The 17378-nt window shown below is 44.5% G+C and carries 18 protein-coding genes; 10 read left to right on the top strand and 8 right to left on the bottom strand.

The genetic code is table 11. The annotated features are described in order from the left end of the window. The first annotated feature begins 76 nt into the window (after positions 1–76). Positions 77–511, top strand: coding sequence for a COG4315 family predicted lipoprotein (locus JMX83_RS06885; protein ID WP_201599949.1), 435 nt, complete (start codon positions 77–79; stop codon positions 509–511). 180 nt (positions 512–691) lie between these two features. Here the strand turns inward: JMX83_RS06885 and JMX83_RS06880 are convergent, their stop codons facing one another. Both JMX83_RS06880 and JMX83_RS06875 read right to left on the bottom strand, forming a co-directional pair. Beyond that, positions 692–1780, bottom strand: coding sequence for a peptidogalycan biosysnthesis protein (locus tag JMX83_RS06880; protein ID WP_201599947.1), 1089 nt, complete (start codon positions 1778–1780; stop codon positions 692–694). Between the two features lie 218 nt (positions 1781–1998). Continuing rightward, a complete protein-coding gene (locus JMX83_RS06875) occupies positions 1999–2604 on the bottom strand; it encodes a YceI family protein (protein ID WP_201599944.1) in 606 nt (201 codons plus the stop codon). 481 nt (positions 2605–3085) lie between these two features. Here JMX83_RS06875 and JMX83_RS06870 point away from each other — a divergent pair, with 481 nt between their 5' ends. Then, on the top strand, positions 3086–3364 hold the full coding sequence (locus tag JMX83_RS06870) for a type B 50S ribosomal protein L31 (RefSeq protein WP_201599942.1): 279 nt from the start codon (positions 3086–3088) through the stop codon (positions 3362–3364). 96 nt (positions 3365–3460) lie between these two features. On the opposite strand, the gene JMX83_RS06865 is transcribed toward JMX83_RS06870, so the two are convergent. The 4 genes from JMX83_RS06865 to JMX83_RS06850 are packed head-to-tail and all read right to left on the bottom strand — an operon-like array spanning position 3461 to position 6927. Further along, positions 3461–4303, bottom strand: coding sequence for an SGNH/GDSL hydrolase family protein (locus JMX83_RS06865; protein ID WP_201599940.1), 843 nt, complete (start codon positions 4301–4303; stop codon positions 3461–3463). Next, on the bottom strand, positions 4297–5694 hold the full coding sequence (locus JMX83_RS06860) for a nicotinate phosphoribosyltransferase (RefSeq protein ID WP_201599938.1): 1398 nt from the start codon (positions 5692–5694) through the stop codon (positions 4297–4299). Before JMX83_RS06860 ends, JMX83_RS06865 begins: the two co-directional genes overlap by 7 nt. Continuing rightward, a complete protein-coding gene (locus JMX83_RS06855; RefSeq protein WP_201599936.1) occupies positions 5681–5830 on the bottom strand; it encodes a hypothetical protein in 150 nt (49 codons plus the stop codon). The genes JMX83_RS06860 and JMX83_RS06855 overlap by 14 nt, the downstream gene beginning before the upstream one ends. A gap of 29 nt (positions 5831–5859) precedes the next feature. Beyond that, a complete protein-coding gene (locus JMX83_RS06850; RefSeq protein ID WP_201599934.1) occupies positions 5860–6927 on the bottom strand; it encodes a bifunctional nicotinamide-nucleotide adenylyltransferase/Nudix hydroxylase in 1068 nt (355 codons plus the stop codon). 488 nt (positions 6928–7415) lie between these two features. Between JMX83_RS06850 and nfuA the strand changes: the two genes are divergently transcribed. Together nfuA and JMX83_RS06840 are read left to right on the top strand one after the other, a co-directional pair. Beyond that, positions 7416–8078, top strand: coding sequence for a Fe-S biogenesis protein NfuA (gene nfuA, locus JMX83_RS06845; RefSeq protein ID WP_201599931.1), 663 nt, complete (start codon positions 7416–7418; stop codon positions 8076–8078). A 202-nt stretch (positions 8079–8280) separates the two neighbouring features. Next, positions 8281–9591, top strand: coding sequence for an O-acetylhomoserine aminocarboxypropyltransferase/cysteine synthase family protein (locus JMX83_RS06840; protein WP_201599928.1), 1311 nt, complete (start codon positions 8281–8283; stop codon positions 9589–9591). 115 nt (positions 9592–9706) lie between these two features. On the opposite strand, the gene JMX83_RS06835 is transcribed toward JMX83_RS06840, so the two are convergent. Continuing rightward, positions 9707–10726 (bottom strand): adenosine kinase, encoded by a 1020-nt coding sequence (locus JMX83_RS06835; protein WP_201599925.1) that lies wholly within the window; start codon positions 10724–10726, stop codon positions 9707–9709. A gap of 54 nt (positions 10727–10780) precedes the next feature. After that, positions 10781–11737, bottom strand: coding sequence for a 16S rRNA (cytidine(1402)-2'-O)-methyltransferase (gene rsmI, locus JMX83_RS06830; protein WP_201599922.1), 957 nt, complete (start codon positions 11735–11737; stop codon positions 10781–10783). 131 nt (positions 11738–11868) lie between these two features. Between rsmI and JMX83_RS06825 the strand changes: the two genes are divergently transcribed. From JMX83_RS06825 to hisG, 6 genes are all read left to right on the top strand, one after another. Further along, a complete protein-coding gene (locus JMX83_RS06825) occupies positions 11869–12354 on the top strand; it encodes a YraN family protein (protein WP_201599919.1) in 486 nt (161 codons plus the stop codon). 192 nt (positions 12355–12546) lie between these two features. Beyond that, positions 12547–13347, top strand: a complete 801-nt coding sequence (locus tag JMX83_RS06820; RefSeq protein WP_201599917.1) for a BON domain-containing protein — start codon at positions 12547–12549, stop codon at positions 13345–13347. A 335-nt stretch (positions 13348–13682) separates the two neighbouring features. Continuing rightward, positions 13683–14675, top strand: a complete 993-nt coding sequence (locus JMX83_RS06815; RefSeq protein ID WP_227675767.1) for an alpha/beta hydrolase — start codon at positions 13683–13685, stop codon at positions 14673–14675. A gap of 169 nt (positions 14676–14844) precedes the next feature. After that, positions 14845–15090: a BolA/IbaG family iron-sulfur metabolism protein gene (locus tag JMX83_RS06810; RefSeq protein ID WP_178379289.1), complete on the top strand. Its 246-nt coding sequence runs from the start codon at positions 14845–14847 to the stop codon at positions 15088–15090. 111 nt (positions 15091–15201) lie between these two features. Beyond that, positions 15202–16470: a UDP-N-acetylglucosamine 1-carboxyvinyltransferase gene (gene murA, locus JMX83_RS06805; RefSeq protein WP_201599914.1), complete on the top strand. Its 1269-nt coding sequence runs from the start codon at positions 15202–15204 to the stop codon at positions 16468–16470. A gap of 96 nt (positions 16471–16566) precedes the next feature. After that, positions 16567–17259 carry an ATP phosphoribosyltransferase gene (gene hisG, locus JMX83_RS06800; RefSeq protein WP_201599912.1) on the top strand — a complete coding sequence of 231 codons (693 nt, stop codon included), beginning with the start codon at positions 16567–16569 and terminating at the stop codon, positions 17257–17259. The last annotated feature ends 119 nt before the right edge of the window (positions 17260–17378 follow it).

Genomic DNA, 17378 nt, shown 5'->3' with positions numbered 1-17378 from the left:
ATCACTTTCACATCAAAAAATAAAAACGGCTCATAAAATTTACTATTACAATTATCAAAATGACAAGGAAGTTGCTATGAAAAATATCATGATGTTATCTGCACTAACTGGCGTATTAGCATTGACGGGTTGTACAACGTTGAAAAGCGTCGTTGGAAATGACATGTCAGGCACGCACGAAGTCCAAGCGACCAATAAAAACACTGCCCCTGTCGCTAGCAAAAATGGCGTGTTGGTTGATGCAACCAATTACATGACGCTTTATACTTATGACAAAGATTCAATGAATAAGTCAGATTGCGGCGCAGCGTGTCAAGTTGTGTGGCCAATCTTCCAAGCACCAAGCAATGCTAAAGCTTCTGGTCAGTTTGCGGCGTTCAAGCGTGAAGATGGTAAGTATCAATGGGCTATGAATGGTAAGCCATTATACTTCTATGCTAATGATACAAAAATGGGCGATAAAGATGGCGATGACAAATTTGACGTTTGGCATGTTATCCCAACCAAATAGTATCTTATAACAATATTGTTGGACAAAAAAAGCAGCCCTATTATGGAGGCTGCTTTTTTATTTATTCAGACTTGTAGTATTGTTTGTATTTCAACGCATACTTATATGAAAGCTCAAAGGATGCTCAGAATTAATCATAAATCCTATAAACCTAACGCCATATTGTAAATACAGCGTCTGCTACAACATATTCACTAAGGGTTCTGCTTGACCCACTTCTAGCACTTCTTCAGTAGATTCTTTTCTATATAACGGAAAGAAATCAGAGCGCAAGTCACTGTCACTGAACCAGATACCCGCTACTAAATTTGCATATTTTTCCGCATTGACGATAAGCCTGTAAGTTTTAAATAGCAGTTCTTGTGAGCTAAATCCTTTTTTGTACTCATACAAAGAATCTAGGTTTGATCCGACCCCGCCGCCAAGGTGTAGCACTTTATAGTTGTTGTTTCGACCCCAGTCTCGAGCGACATGAGTAATAAGTTTGGATGGTTGCATATGAGTATATTCATTGAGCGTACCTCCAAGATGAAACTGCATAATGCCGGATTCTTTACATATCGTGTATATAGAGGAGCCGATCGCTTTATTATCTTGATAAGCGGTTATCAGTAATATTCTGTCTTGAAGATGCTTAAGCAAATTGAAAAAATAATCGTCATCAAAAAAGTAATAGTCGCTCGCTTTGACGTGTCGCATCGTTTCTTTATATATGCTCGAAAACATCATAGTATTTTGTTTGGTTAAATATTCCGTTTTTGTCATGACATCCATTTTTAGGGCTTTCTTTATCCCTCTGCGATGTCGATTCTGAGTTTCATTCCAGTGATCTTCTTCAGATTTTCTCAAATCAGACATCAAAGTTAACCCATGAGTCAGCGCCCTGCCAACGGTAGGAATCCACCCTTTATTAATGATTGGGTGTAGCCGCATGAATAGAGAAACGCAGCCTTTTTTGAAAAGAAACACTTTGATCTCATCGAGTATGAGGTCTACTTCGGCATCAGTTAACGTTTTATCCATCAAAGGGCCACCATAACCATAAGTCGAAGTGGCGTCCCAATATATTGAGTCGATGTCTCTAATTATGAGAGGTAATAATACCTCTTTATTTTTATAGTGAGCAATGACACCTTGGGATTTGCCTTTATCGACAATTGCTGAGGCGTGAATCCAACCAGATAAGTGATATATGTCAAAATGATGTTCCGATACTTTCTTATCCCATTCAGTATCTATCGCTATGAAATCTACTTTTACTGTATCCACGTTGCTACTCCCTCAGTATCTCGTTATATATTCGTAAATCCGTATATACGAATATATCAATAAAGTTTAAGGGTAACAAGCATGGAGCAGTATTTTGTGTAATTTAATGAATATATTAAAAAGTAGTAAGAGAAGATTTTAATACTAAAAAAAGCAGCCTCTATAAAAGGGCTGCTTTTTTGTTGTTGCTAGTAAAAGTAATTAATAGCGAATGACGTCTATTTTGACTTTTTCTCTACCAATTCGCCGTCTATCTGAATAGGCACATTGGTGGTAACACCTTGCGAGTACGCATCCATGCCATAAGCAGTACGATCGATATTACCTGTAGCGCGGAAACCAATCACAGGCTCTTTCGTAAGAGGGCTGTTATCGATTTTCTTTAGCGTTAGGTTGAGTGTTAATGGTTTGGTTTGACCGAGTAACGTGAAGTCGCCAGTGACTTTTGCTTGTTGTGGATTGATAAAGTTAACCTGAGTGGATTTAAAGCTCATGGTAGGGTACTTCTCTACATTGAAAAACTCGTCGGTTTTTAGATGCTTGTCACGGGCTGCCCAAGCAGTATCGATACTGTCTGTATCAATGACAAAGTTAAGCTGGGTTTGGTTTGGATTTTTTAGGTCAAACTGAACCGTACCGTCGACATCACTAAAGTGCCCCATAACTGTAGAAAATCCCATATGCTCCACAGAGAAACCGACACGAGTATGTGAATTGTCTAGTTGCCACTGAGTTGGTAGGGCAGCGCTTGCCATGGTCGTGATAGCAAGTGCTGAGCTGATCAATAGTGCCTTAGTAGTGGTTTTGATGGCAGTGTTTATCATTGAATAATCCTTATTTAGTATTAGAGAAGTCGTGCTTAACGATAAGTAAAAAGTGCGATATTTTTTGTAGAAAACTGACTGGCCATATCATCTAAAAGGCGGTAGATAAATGACAGAGAAAAGCTAAATCTCGTTAGCTCAACTACAGATATCTGTATAATTGATTAATTTAACTAACCAAAATATTGTACTGGGTTAATTCATACATCTCAACACTATTTCTCTTTTAGTGACAACTTATCACATATATCTATCATAACTGCGGCTTGCGTTGGGTGACAAAAACCGTTAAAATCGCGGTTTAATTTTCCCGCTGGGGAAAGGCTAAGTGAGCAGAAGAGTGGTGCTTTGTGCTGGAATAAGCCAGTGACGCAGTTGCCATACTTATAATGTCCTTAGTGCCTCAGTTACGTATGTTTGAGACATCGCTCATGATGTTGACGCAAATTGCCATACATACATCGGACCTAGAGAGTTTATTATGCGTAAAGATATCCATCCTGATTACCAAGAAGTTTTATTCCATGACACGAATGCTGACGTGTTCTTTTTGACTCGTTCAACGGTCAAGACTAAAGCAACTCGCGAATATGAAGGTAAAGAGTACCCATACTACCCACTTGATATCTCAAGTGCGTCGCATCCATTCTATACTGGTGAGCAACGTAAAACGTCTACTGAAGGTCGTGTTGCAAGCTTCAACAAACGCTTTGGTGCATTTGGTGGCCGTAGCAAGAAAGCTGCTGACGCTGCTGAATAATTTATACCTATGGTGTAAATGTATTTTGCTAAGCAATAAAAAACCGCTGATGATTCAGCGGTTTTTTTGTGTCGATAAATCAATACTTGCGTGTTTTTAGCAATCCGTCTGAGCGGTGGGTGAGTCTAACAGTTGGGTCATGTTCTCTACGATCTGCTGTGCCCAATAGCCGTACATGAGGCTACTCGGATGAAAGCCATCACTGGCGAACATCACCGCAATATCAATGGGCTGACCATTGCCATGCTCTGATATCATGCGCGCAAAGTCAGTCGCCATATAATTGACACCGTCATGAGCAGCGCAGACTTTTTGCAATATCTCATCAAGTATTGAGGCTTTTGCCCCAACAAAGTTGTTGAGTGGGGAGGGAATCGCAGGCATCTGCGCCATCGGTGGTAAGCTTAAAAAGATCAACTCGCGTACGCCAAATTTACGCTGCGCAATATTAATGATATCTTCGATCTGCTGCTGCCATTGATGCAAAGAGACGTTGGACGTCGTATCGTTGACCCCAACACTCAGCAACATCACATCGATAGGTTGATCAGGAGTAGGGAGGACATATAATCTGCGCAAAATATCAAAGCTAGTATGACCAGTCGTCGCTTGTAATGACCAGTTGAGCTGTGCAAAATTCGATCGAATAACGGCATTCTGTTCTAATATCGGAATCAGCTTACCAACCAGTGCCTCTTGCTGAGTTTGGCTACCGACACCTGCTGCTGCTGAGTCGCCGACGACCATCAAATTGAGCGTCTCTTGGCTTTTAGATGATACTCCATCATCTGCTTTTGATAGCTCAACCATACCATGTCTTTCGCCGTTTGGTTCCGGCAAACGAACAGTTTCACGCTTGATTTTACGACCCTGATAAAGGTAAACAGGCGCAAATAATACATCTTTTGCGATAGATGTTAGTTTATTAGTGTCTACCATCCTGCACGTTCCCTAATAATCGTGAGGCTGTCCTCAATTAATAATTGACCATCAATATAGACATCGCGTAATAGGTTGTCTGATGGTGTACCCAATGCTTGCTCTTTTATGGTTTTGATCTGACCACTGCCATCTTGTACCAGTGCTAGTCGTCCTTTTTTCGAGCGCTTTGAGCGGCTGGTGATAGGGTCTTTATAAATATCTTTCCATGTGCCATCGATACAGATAGCGCTCGATTTCATCGCCCAGCTCATGGTGTCACGGTTGACTTGTTGCAATAAACCACCGCCCATACCAAATGTCACGTTTTCTATGCTAAAGCCTGCTTTGATTATCACGTCAATAATTTTGCTTAAGCTTTGTGAGCTTATGCCATCGCCTTGGATGATTCGCACATAGTCAGGCAAGACTTTATAGCCTTTGCTGTTTACCGTAGTGCCAAACTTCACTGCCAAGCGCTCTAGCGCTTCACGAACGACTTTGGTGGGCTCGCCGCTGTCTGGTCGAATGACTAAGGTACCACCCATGTTTTTGACGTCATCTTTTAGGGCATCGCCCCAGATATTGTCGATCGCATTCCATAGGTCATAGCTGTCAGATACAACTGAAAAAGCCTTATCTTCGCCGCCGAACTGCTCAATCATATTGCGAAAAGCAGCGGTTTCGCCATCACGTCCCCATGCCGTCATCGTACTGTGTTCAGCCGCTGGAATGGAAAACGCAGGCATGTCATCACCCATCTGATACCAGCGGCTGGCCGCAATAAGTGCTGTCATTGAATCAGTACCAGCAAAGTTCACCAAATGCGCTAAGCTGCCAAGGGCAACCGTCTCCTGACTCGACGCACCGCGCGCGCCAAAGTCATGTAAGCGAAAAGGCAGCGACTCTGTATTGTCTGCTGACTTTTCTAGCGCTTGACGGATAATTTCTTTGCAATAGCGAGAGACACTAGCGACCGTCGATGGATACCAAATCGCGCGTAATAGCGCTGTTTCGATATAACTTGGTAGCCAATAAAACTCAGGATCAGTGTTGATAACTTGGCAGACTACATTGGATACCGGAACGATGCTGCCTTCAGGTACAGCTTGGATACGCAGTGGCAAGTAGCCATTGTGTTTTTCAATCAAGTGCTCCCAGCCCGCACGATTAAAAGTCAAGCCGTGCGCTTTAACCACTTTTTCGGCTTCGTCGATATCTTGGTGCGTGATAGGGGTGCTTAAGTATTCTTTAATAAAGGCCTGCAGACCAAAGAACACCACATCGTAGTCGCCTTTGCGCGCTTCAATGTAGCTGGACAGATATTCGCTACCACTTGGATATTGCACCCAATGTGAGGTTTTATAGCTGTCACTATTTAAGATTAAATTGTTTAGATTACTGGTGTACATCACAGAACTCCTCTGCTTTGAGATGCCGCAGCTGCGTTGAAAGAACAGTGGCGGCGGTTGAGTGCCGTCTATCGGCACTGGTATAAAAAGTTAAAAAATACATTGTGTAGATATCAATGAGGGCTGATTTGAACATGACCTGCTCATCCGTCCAATAACGAAAAACTACAACCCAACCATTTTGGTAATAATCGCATAATGATCTTCAAACATCATTTTGGCATCAAGCTCTGCCAATGGTAACCAAAATGCTTTGGTCGCATCATCGCCACCTTTTACTTTTGGCAGCCCTTTTGGGTCGTTTTTTAGCTGAAAATAAAACGCTTGGGTAATCGTGCGTCCGCGCGCTGAACGATACGGATCGTCAAAGGTATGCTGACTATGGCAAGAACCACGCAATACAGGCTCAGGGACTTTGAGGCGCGTCTCTTCACGCAGCTCGCGAATACAAGCGTCAAATAGCGTCTCTTTTGGGTTTAAAAATCCACCCGGTAGCGCCCACAATCCGCGTCCTGGCATACTGCGTCGCTCGACTAGCAAGATGTGCCCAGATTGTACAATCAACGCATCGGCTGTCATAAAAGTCGGTGGATAGGGGGCAGATTGCCACTGTCTTTTGTATTTATCAATAAAGTCTGCTTCTTCATGCAATTGATGATAATCGTCCGTTTTTTTGAATGCATCGAGGACGCTGCGTGTTGACTCAGGCGTACGCTCAGGTGTTGGCGTAGCGCCCATCAGATAGCTGTCGCGAATAGGCGTGGCTGATAGATTATGATAATTGGGTACTGACACCGATGCCCAGTTAGGGAATAGCGATAAGTAATATGAGGAGCTGTCTTTTGAGTGACCAATCAAGCCAATATCTGTTTGCAAGTCACCCGTCACCGATTTCACGCCTGCTTGGACGTATTGTAGCCAGCGCGTGTCATTGTAGAGCGCATCGTCTAGGCCGACGCAATGGATACGAGCGGCGTCTTCTGCTGAGTAAGCGCCCTTAATCATCGCAGCGCGTTCAGCGACGCTAAACGGATTACGTAAGCTGCGTGGTAGATTGGCCGAACCAATCAGCATAATCACTTCATCAGAGCGTTTGAGCGCTTCGTCAATGACTGCCTTGTGTCCACAATGAAATGGCTGGAAACGCCCGATAAAAACCAAATAACGGTAGTGTGTACTGTTTTTCTGATCGGGGTTTTGCTTATCTGAAACTTGCTCTGATAATTCATTCATAGACGCCAATTTCCTACAACTTATTTTTATTGATAAAAAATTAATGACGCTAATACTGACACAGCCTGTGACTTTCTGACAAGTGGAAAGATGTTTAGGGGTGTATCCTTAGTAGGCATTATTTGCATTTAGTCTGCTTGATAAATAATGCAGATGTCTTTATATAGAGGGTAGCTTGTCGATAATTATGCCAACCTTATCTAATCTACCGCTGAGTGAAGTCATTAAAAAAACCAATGACAACCATTTGCAGCGGTCACGGTTCAATTCACAGTAGCGCGGTCGGAATTGATGCTTGATTCAGGTATAATGGTCATTATAGACGGATTAAATTTTATGACCATTGCTGTCGGTGCATTACAATAATAAACCTCAAGCACTGAGGGCTTGCAAACTGATATAAGCCGTAAAAATTTTGAAAAATTCAAATTCACGACACAGTAGCTATAATAGATATTGCGCTTGTGTCACAACGCATAGGAAATATTATGACTGAGCAAAATCAAGCCGCTGACTATGAGTCAGCATTAGATACTGAGCAAGTTGAAGCAAAAAGCAATATCACCATCACTGAATCTGCTCAAGGCTATTTGGCAGATTTGTTAGCTAAGCAAGACACTGATGGTATTGGTGTGCGTATTTTCGTTGAGCATCCAGGAACGCCGCGCGCAGAGTGCTGCATGGCCTACAACCAGCCGGGCGAAGAAGACAGCGCTGATTTACGTTTTACTTATGATGACTTTTCGGCCTTTATCGAGGCGGCATCGGTTCCTTATCTAGAAGATGCGGTCATCGATTACAATAAAGATCGTTTTGGTGGTCAGCTGACGTTCCGCGCGCCAAACTCTAAAGTGCCGAAAGTAGGCGCTGACGCCAGTGTCGAAGAACGTATTAACTATGTCTTGCAGTCAGAGATTAATCCTGGATTGGCCGCGCATGGTGGCGATGTACAGTTGCTTGAGCTGATTGATGAAGAAGGTATCGGCCTGACCGCTGTCTTAAAATTCGGTGGTGGTTGCCAAGGCTGTTCAGCCGTTGATATGACGCTGCGCCAAGGTGTTGAAGTGCAGCTTAAGCAGCAAATACCAGAGCTGACGCAAGTGGTTGATGATACCGATCATACGCGTACAGAGAATGCGTACTACAAATAAGCCATTATTGACCGCTTATTACAATCAAGCATTAAGCTGTCAACAATAGATGGTTTTATTCATAAAGAAGCTGAGTTATGATGAACTCAGCTTTTTTTATTGCTATGATTTAGCAGACAGGTTTTTGAGATGGCCTTTAAACGCGAACTCTTGAATCAGTAATTTTTGATCAATACATTTAATCCATACAAAGGAATGTACGATGAGTGATGAACAAGCAGCCCAAGAATTAAAGAGCCACCAGCGTCTTGAGACCTTGGCGATTCATGCTGGTTATAGTGTTGAACCAACGACCAAATCCGTCGCTGTGCCTATCTACCATACCAGCTCCTATGCGTTTGATAGCACTCAGCATGGTGCTGACCTGTTTGATTTAAAGGTCGCGGGCAATATCTATACGCGTATCATGAATCCGACCAATGCGGTACTAGAAGAGCGCGTTGCCGCGCTTGAAGGCGGTATCGGAGCACTTGCGGTTGCCTCTGGTATGGCTGCCATCACTTATGCGATTCAGACCATTTGTGAAGCAGGTGACAATATTGTCGCCGTATCGACCCTATATGGCGGTACTTATAATTTGTTTGCGCATGCGTTGCCGCGTCAAGGCATTGAGGTGCGCTTTTTTGATCACAAAAACCCAGAAGCCATTCGTGATTTAATCGATGACAAGACCAAAATGGTCTTTGCCGAGAGTATCGGTAACCCACTAGGTAATATCGTAGATATTCAGGCGCTCAGTGATATTGCTCATGAGTATGGTGTGCCTGTCGTGATTGACAATACCGTTGCCACACCTGCGCTATGCCGTCCATTTGAGTTTGGTGCGGACATTGTGGTGCATTCGTTGACTAAGTATATGAGCGGCACGGGGACGTCGATTGGTGGTGCGATTGTCGATAGCGGTACGTTTGCTTGGGGCGATTATCCTGAGCGTTTCCCATTACTGAACACGCCAGATGCCAGTTATCATGGGGTGAACTTTGTCAAAGACGTGGGCGCGCCTGCCTTTATCGCGCGTGCTCGTGTCGCACCGTTACGCAATACGGGTGCGGCGCTTAGTCCGCTCAATGCGTTTAGTATTCTGCAAGGGATGCAAACGCTGAGCCTACGGATGGAGCGTCATGTACAAAACGCACAAGCCGTTGCGGAGTACTTGCGTGACCATGACAAGGTCGCTTGGGTAAAATATGCAGGCCTATCTGACCATCCTGAGCATGAGCTTGCCCAAAAGTATATGAAAGGTACACCCTCTGCTATTTTGACCTTTGGGGTAAAAGGCGGTTTGGAGGCAGGGTCACGCTTTATCGATGCGCTACAGCTGATTACGCGCTTGGTGAATATCGGTGATGCCAAGTCACTGGCCTGTCATCCTGCCTCGACGACGCATCGTCAGTTAAATGGGCAAGAGCTTGAGCAAGCTGGCGTTAGTGAAGATATGGTACGTTTGTCTATTGGTATCGAGCATATTGAAGACATCAAAGCCGATCTTGCGCAAGCATTAGCTACTGCTTAATATAAAAGCATGCTCATTTGGGAAAGTTATTTGAGTGATTATAATCCATAAACAAAAAAGCCCATATCAACTTGATATGGGCTTTTTATTTGCGTCAAATATACATATTCAGCATTTAAGCAGATAGGACACGCTGAGCGATATCTCGGTAATCCTGCGAGGCAAGACGTGGTCCAAACTGCTGGATGACTTGTGACGATATTTCGCTGGCAAGACGTCCACACTCTGACAAGCTATAATGCTGCGATAGCGCATATAAGAAGGCACCCGCGTAGTTATCACCTGCGCCGTTGGTATCAATGACACTGGTTACTGCTGGCGTTGCCACGTCGTAAACTTCAATCTCCGACTCGTCATCAGGCTTGTGGGCAATGACCGCGCCGTTAGCACCATCAGTGACGACCGCTGTTTGGCAATAATCAAGCAGGGCACGGGCAGCGGCTTTGACTTGTTTTTTATCGGTGAATAGCTTGGCTTCTTCGCTATTACAGAATATCACCGCGACTTTATTGCCGAGCATATTAAGTAGGCCATCTTTGGCAAACTTCACTACGGCAGGATCCGCAAAACTCACTGCAATTTTTGCATTATGAATACCGGCTTGTTGACGCAGTTGCGTCATTGCTGGTTGGATGCTTTCAGACATGGCCAAATAGCCTTCTAAATATAGCCAGTCTGCTTGCGTCAACGCGTCAAAATCAACATTGTCAGCTGCGATTTCGCTTGAGGTGCCAAGATAGGTCTGCATGGTACGCTCGCCATCTTCGGTGACAGCGACCACGCAGGAGCCGGTCACGCCGCCTTCATGGATAGATTTGTCTGAGGTTGCGACACCTGCTTCGTGCAAGTCTCTGAGGTAAAACGCCCCTTGATCGTCATCACCAACGCGGCAAGCATAAAACGGCTTACCGCCGAGGCTGGCAAAGGTAAACATCGTATTGGCTGCTGAGCCACCGCCGGCTTGTTTTGATGGCTCAATCTCAGCCAACTTAAAGTAAGCAAGTAGTTGCTGCTGCTCCTCAAACTCTGCTAGTGTCATATTACCTTTGGTCAGCTCGGTCTCTTCTAGCGCAGCATCTGACAGCACATATTCGTGATCAACCAACGCATTACCTATCGCCATTACATCGTACATTGCTTACCTCTCTTCAATTAATTTATAAACAGTTATCTTTCTTATTGTTAAAAACTAGTCAGCTTGTAACTCTAGTAGACGCTGATAAAGTGCATTCTTTTTTACACCAGTGATATCAGAGGCCAGTGCGGCTGCTTTTTTGACCGATAAATCTTCTAACAAACGCTTTAACAATTTATCATGGGTGCTGATGTCGTCAGTATCCTTTGCGACACCGACGCCAGCGACGACTACGACGATCTCACCGCGTTGCTGATTGTCGTCTGCTTTGACAAACTCGACCAACTCGCCAAGGGTACTTTTATGTACGGTTTCAAACGTCTTGGTCAATTCACGACAAAAAGTCACTGCACGGTCTGCACCAAATACCGTCGCCATATCTTCTAGGCTAGCTACGATGCGATGCGGTGCTTCGTAAAATATCAGAGTTTCGGTACGTGCGATCAAGTCGTTCAGTTGTTTTTGACGACCATGAGTTTTGGCTGGTAAAAACCCAATAAAGCTAAATCGATCTGATGGCAACCCTGCGACTGACAATGCGCCAATAGCAGCAGAAGCCCCAACGATAGGTGATACGGTCACGCCTGCCTCATGTGCAGCCTGTACCAATTGATAACCTGGGTCACTGACCAGTGGCGTACCAGCGTCACTAATCAAGGCAACCGAATGACCTTGCTCAATCATTTCAATGATTTTAGGCGTTTGAATAGCGCTATTGTGTTCGTGATAAGCCCATAGCTTATTATGGCCTTTTTGCTTCGTTGTGGTCTCATCATCTTCTACACTACTTGTGGCATGATGGGTCTCTGAGCTTTTTGCCTCATCCGTTTTGCTTCCTTTAGTATCAATACCAAAATGCGACAACAGCTTACCTGAAGTGCGAGTGTCTTCACAGGCAATGATTGCGACCTGCTTTAAGACATCAATCGCGTGTGGCGTCATGTCGGTCAAGTTACCAATCGGCGTGGCAACGATATAGAGACAAGCTGGCATCGCAGTAGGGGTAGACATGAAAACCTCGGGTTATTAACAATAATAGTGCGCTATTATATCCAGTCGTTATCTATGGTTTTTCAGTCAAATAGTGAGTGAAGAAATCGATAGATTTGGAGAGCATAAAGCGCAGAAATAGCTAGTTTAGCATGTTGTGCTATGATAATTCTCAAATGTTAAGCAGACGAATTAACCTTATGGCGAATCACAAACCCTTGAGCTTAACCTCACCAAAACAACGCCAAGGTAGTCAGTTTGAACAGCAGGCATGTGAGTATTTACAAGCACAAGGGTTGCGGTTGGTGGCGCAAAACTGGCAACAGCCAAAAATAGGCGAGCTAGATCTGGTCATGATGGAAGCAGGACCCGCATGGTCAACGCTAGTATTTATCGAAGTTCGTCAACGCAAGCGGTCAGTCTATGGCGATGCAGCACTCAGCGTGACGACAAGCAAGCAACGCAAAGTGATTAAAGCGGCGCAGTGTTTTTTACAGCAGCATCCTGAGTACGCTCGCTATGAATGCCGCTTTGATGTCATTGCTTATAATACGGCGGGTAAGCTCAGCTCAAAAGAGAATCCGTTGAGCGATGAGCCGGAATGGCTTAAAGGTGCCTTTGTAGCCAGTGCATGGTAGTAAATATATAACGTCAATACTGGATGACTCGCGCGCCTGACTGAATCTGGCGCGCAATACTCGTTACCAAAAACCTAACCGCTGCTGGCCAAAATTAAGTAAAGTAGCTGTTAGTCAACCGCCATTAGATTCAGATTTGCTCAATATGTTGAGTTGATAAAATCGTCACAATCATGCTTTAAGAGGTAAACAATGACACGGATGCATTTGCGCACTGCTATTTTTGGTTCATCACGCGGTATTACGACGGGCATTATGCTTGCTGCTTGTGCTGTCAGTACAGGCTGTGCCACCAATTATCTGACCAACAGTACAGAAGGAACTTACGGTGTGCCAATGACTGAGCGTACCATTCCGCAGCGTCTACTGGACCGCAGTATCGAGCATACTGCCAAAATCAACGTGTATGGCCTAAAAGAAGACCTACAGCAGACCAGTCGTATGGGTATCGATAGCTTCAATAGCGAAGTGCTGCTCACAGGGGAAGTACCGTCTGAAGCGCTCAAAGCAGAAGTAGAAAAGGTCGTCAGCTCTATGCCAGATGTACGCCGTGTCTACAACGAGATGGAAGTAAGTGCCTCAAAAGGCTATAGCTCAACGGTTCATGATGGTTATATCACCTCAAAACTACTGGCAAAAATAGCCGCCAGTGATGGCGTCAAAACCTCACAAATCAAAGCAGTCACCAACAATGGCGTGGTCTATATCATGGGTCGCATGACACCCACCCAGCAAAGCAACTTAATTGATGTTGCGAACAGCACTGTTGGAGTGACCGAGCTGGTACTGCTGACGACCGTTGTCGATGATAGAGGTGTAAAGATAAACGATGATGATATTATGTACGAGAATAACCTAGCCAATCCGGCAGTCGCACCAGCTGTCCAAGATGCCGCTGTTAGTACCGCAACGCCGATAGTAATAACGGAAGAAGAGGCTACTACGGCGCAACCATCATCAAGCCCATATATCGACCTTTATCAAAATCAGTAAAACTACTGAGTCTGCTAAGCTGAGTCTACCAAGCGATGATTGACGATAAATAAGAGCCTATATAATGGCTACTTAGCTATATGTGATACCAGTCACATCATATGATGCTAGTAGCTTTTTTTGATATTAATCACAATAAGCCTAAATAGATATAACAGTAAAAGCACGAGAAATCCTCAGCCAGTGAGTACTATATCAATAGTGAAAAGTAGCAGAAGCAGCATATTGGTCACTTATGTTTTCAAGTGAAAGTATATCGTTGACCAATTAACGAAACAGCATAGCTGCTATAACGCTACTCATTATTGATTAATAAATATAATAGGATACTGGCAATGAAGGATTCAAAAAACCGTATACAACAGAGTGAAGACATCAACAGAGATGCTATGAATAGCATCGGCTCTTACACTGGTAAAAAAGTACGCACGCTGAGATTCACAGGGGCGGCAGTTCTGGCACTAGGGAGTATTGCACTTGCGACGCAAAGTGCACAGGCATTATCACCACTCGCTATCGTCAATGGTATTACTTCTAGTGGCGGTGTAGGGGTGAGTAAAGACATCTTATACGGTGATGAGCCTTTGCAAGATTTGGATATTTATTATCCAAAGCCCTTGGCGCAAGCAATGAAAGCCCAAAGCGCTATCAATAGCAACTACCCTATGGTGGTATTTGTTCATGGCGGCTCATGGGAGAGTGGTAATAAAGAGCAGTATGCTTTTGTCGGTCAAAGCTTAGCGCAGGCAGGCTATGTCACCGCAGTGATTAATTATCGCAAAGCACCTGAGCACGTCTATCCCGATTATGTTGAAGATGCCGCACAAGCGATTGCTTGGAGTATCGAGAATGCGACCAGCTTACATGCTGATCCATCGCGTGTCGCTGTCATGGGACACTCTGCTGGCGCTTTTAATGCCGTTGCCGCAGTATCAAATGAAGACTTTTTGGCGCCTTATGGCATCAAGCCAACAGACGTTGCAACTGTGATTGGTATTGCAGGGCCTTATAGCTACGACTTTCGTAAATTCGATAGTGCGACAGCCTTTGCTCCAGATGCGACGCCTGATCAAGTGATGCCCGATCGTCAGATTAAGGGTGCACAGCCACCGTACCTGTTATTAACAGCAGAAAAAGACAAAGTCGTACATCCGACAAACGCAATCAAAATGACAGAAGCATTCAAAAAAGCAGGCGTCACCGTTGAGACTGGCGAGATTGAAGGCGCGAGCCACGCAACTAGCATTGGAGCAATGGCACCGCCGCTACGCTGGGTCAATGACGTACGCGCGCAAGTATTAACGTACTTGGATAAAACGCTTAAATAGTTTATCCCTGTCTGTATGAGTGGCTGAGAGTGCTTGATGTTTCATATTGTCTCAGTCCTCAAATACACTGGGGTAAGACAGTACTGTAAGATATGCAAACTCTTGTTATAATGTCATCACTTTACATCTATACCCTATTCTAAACTTTAAGGCAGACTATTCTATGAGCATGAACGCTGACGATTTGATCGCATTTTTACAGACTCACTTCCCAGACGCTTTTATCCAAGCTGCCAATCAAGGTAACAAGTTTGATGTGCGCGTGGTTGATGCAAGCTTTGAAGGTAAACGAGCCGTTCAACGTCAGCAAGCCATTTATGCGCTAGTCAATGATAAGATTGCGAGTGGCGATATTCATGCCCTCAATATTCAAGCGCTAACGCCTGCTGAATGGGACGCTCAATCAAAAGGCTAATTAAATAGCTCTCTACACGACCAGACAATATAGAATTCGTCATATCAATAGATGAATTCTATCCATCTGGTTTTCATCATTTTTTATACTCATCGCTAGGTTGTCACCCTTATGGATCAATTTTTAATCACTGGTAGTAGTCGTATCGCAGGGGAAGTTACTATTTCAGGCGCCAAAAATGCTGCTTTGCCATTACTTGCCGCTATGATACTGGCCGAGACCCCAACGACATTGCACAATGTACCGTCGCTAAAAGACGTGCGTACATTGATTGAATTGATCGGTGGCATGGGAGTTGATATCCAAAAGCAGGGCGACACGGTCACTTGCGATACAAAAAGCATCGATAACTTTTATGCGCCGTATGATTTGGTAAAAACCATGCGTGCGTCAATTTTGGTATTAGGTCCACTATTGGCACGTTTTGGCGAAGCTGAAGTGTCACTACCTGGTGGCTGTGCGATTGGCTCACGTCCTGTTGATCAGCATCTAAAAGCGTTTGAAGCGATGGGTGCGGTGATCAGCGTAGAGAATGGTTACGTGAAAGCGCAAGCGCCTAAAGGTGGTAAGCTGATTGGTTGCCACTTCTCATTTGATATGGTGACAGTTGGCGGTACGGAAAACGTCATCATGGCAGCAGCATTGGCTAAAGGCACAACAGTTTTGGCTAACTGTGCATTAGAGCCAGAAGTAGTCGATTTAGCCAATATGTTAGTTGCGATGGGCGCCAAAATCAGCGGCATCGGTACTTCGACGATGACTATCGAAGGGGTAGAACGTCTACAAGGTTGTGAGTATTCAGTGGTACCGGATCGTATTGAGACAGGCTCGTATCTCGCTGGTGCCTTGATGACTCAAGGTGATGTGCTGACCAAAAACACTACGGCATCTTTATTGTACCCAGTACTTGAGAAGTTTGAAGCGATGGGTGCGGTGATTACGACAGGTGATGACTGGATTCGCGCGCAAATGAAAGGGCGTCCAAAGCCAGTAGATATCCGGACTCAGCCACATCCAGGTTTTCCAACAGATATGCAAGCTCAGTTGATGGCGATTTGCTGTCTGGCTGATGGAACGAGCACCATTATCGAAAACATTTTTGAAAACCGCTATATGCATGTACCTGAACTAAACCGCTTGGGTGCATCTATCCAAGTGGATGGTCATACTGCGGTAATCAGAGGCGTCGAGAACTTTACTGCAGCACCTGTTATGGCAACAGATTTACGTGCTTCTATGTCACTGGTAATGGCGGCTGCAACGGCAGAAGGCGAGAGCTTGATTGACCGTATTTATCATATTGACCGTGGTTATGAGCATGTTGAAGAAAAGCTGCGTAGCCTTGGTGTCAATATCCAGCGTGTCAATACCAACGGCTAATATTGATAGGTCAACCGTAGTTTATACATGAATTACGTTATACATTAAAACTTCCCTTAAATGGGGAAATTAACTGCACATGGACACGATGTCATTATGACTGAGACAAGCAAACCTTCACCAGCCGACGGTCTATTAAACGAAGTAAACGATGCGTTTTCAGGTCTGACCTTGGCGTTATCAAAAGGCCGTATCTTAGAAGAAACGATGCCACTGCTACGTGCAGCGGGTGTCAATCTTTTAGAAGACCCTGAAGCCTCGCGCAAACTTATTTTTCCAACCTCAAACCCAAATGTGCGTGTATTAATCTTGCGTGCAAGTGACGTACCGACCTACGTCGAACACGGCGCGGCTGACTTTGGTGTGGCGGGTAAAGATGTTCTGCTTGAGCATGGCGCGAACCACGTGTATGAATTGCTTGATTTAAAAATCGCTCAATGCAAATTGATGACCGCTGGCGTAAAAGACGCACCACTGCCCAATCGTCGTCTGCGTATCGCGACCAAATATGTCAATGTAGCGCGCGCTTATTTTGCGAGTCAAGGTCAGCAAGTTGATGTCATCAAGCTTTATGGTTCAATGGAGCTTGCGCCATTGGTCGGCTTGGGCGATTTGATTGTCGATGTGGTTGATACGGGTAATACTCTACGCGCGAATGGGCTTGAAGCGCGCGATCATATTTGTGATGTGTCATCACGTCTTATTGTCAATCAAGTCAGCTACAAGCGCAAATTTGCATTACTAGAACCCATTTTAGATAGCTTTAAAAACAGTATTGCCAATGCCTAGTAAACCGGTGTTAATCATTGGTAATATAAAGCATGATGATGCGAATTTTTAAACCAGTTTAGCAGGCTATGAGTGATATAGCGTGCTAAACTGGTTTTATTGTCTTAGCTTGCGAAAAA

Origin of the sequence: Psychrobacter piscatorii (assembly GCF_904846415.1) — a bacterium.
Taxonomy (GTDB): Bacteria; Pseudomonadota; Gammaproteobacteria; order Pseudomonadales; family Moraxellaceae; genus Psychrobacter; species Psychrobacter piscatorii.
Note: the sequence above shows the minus strand (reverse complement) of the source record. Positions and strands in the feature narration are given on the sequence as shown.

Coding starts and splice junctions, on each gene's coding strand:
- JMX83_RS06885 (WP_201599949.1), top strand. CDS start 77: ATGAAAAATATCATGATGTTATCTGCACTAACTGGCGTATTAGCATTG.
- JMX83_RS06875 (WP_201599944.1), bottom strand. CDS start 2,604: ATGATAAACACTGCCATCAAAACCACTACTAAGGCACTATTGATCAGC.
- JMX83_RS06870 (WP_201599942.1), top strand. CDS start 3,086: ATGCGTAAAGATATCCATCCTGATTACCAAGAAGTTTTATTCCATGAC.
- JMX83_RS06865 (WP_201599940.1), bottom strand. CDS start 4,303: ATGGTAGACACTAATAAACTAACATCTATCGCAAAAGATGTATTATTT.
- JMX83_RS06860 (WP_201599938.1), bottom strand. CDS start 5,694: ATGTACACCAGTAATCTAAACAATTTAATCTTAAATAGTGACAGCTAT.
- JMX83_RS06855 (WP_201599936.1), bottom strand. CDS start 5,830: ATGTTCAAATCAGCCCTCATTGATATCTACACAATGTATTTTTTAACT.
- JMX83_RS06850 (WP_201599934.1), bottom strand. CDS start 6,927: ATGAATGAATTATCAGAGCAAGTTTCAGATAAGCAAAACCCCGATCAG.
- nfuA (WP_201599931.1), top strand. CDS start 7,416: ATGACTGAGCAAAATCAAGCCGCTGACTATGAGTCAGCATTAGATACT.
- JMX83_RS06840 (WP_201599928.1), top strand. CDS start 8,281: ATGAGTGATGAACAAGCAGCCCAAGAATTAAAGAGCCACCAGCGTCTT.
- JMX83_RS06835 (WP_201599925.1), bottom strand. CDS start 10,726: ATGTACGATGTAATGGCGATAGGTAATGCGTTGGTTGATCACGAATAT.
- rsmI (WP_201599922.1), bottom strand. CDS start 11,737: ATGTCTACCCCTACTGCGATGCCAGCTTGTCTCTATATCGTTGCCACG.
- JMX83_RS06825 (WP_201599919.1), top strand. CDS start 11,869: ATGTTGTGCTATGATAATTCTCAAATGTTAAGCAGACGAATTAACCTT.
- JMX83_RS06820 (WP_201599917.1), top strand. CDS start 12,547: ATGACACGGATGCATTTGCGCACTGCTATTTTTGGTTCATCACGCGGT.
- JMX83_RS06815 (WP_227675767.1), top strand. CDS start 13,683: ATGAAGGATTCAAAAAACCGTATACAACAGAGTGAAGACATCAACAGA.
- JMX83_RS06810 (WP_178379289.1), top strand. CDS start 14,845: ATGAACGCTGACGATTTGATCGCATTTTTACAGACTCACTTCCCAGAC.
- murA (WP_201599914.1), top strand. CDS start 15,202: ATGGATCAATTTTTAATCACTGGTAGTAGTCGTATCGCAGGGGAAGTT.
- hisG (WP_201599912.1), top strand. CDS start 16,567: ATGACTGAGACAAGCAAACCTTCACCAGCCGACGGTCTATTAAACGAA.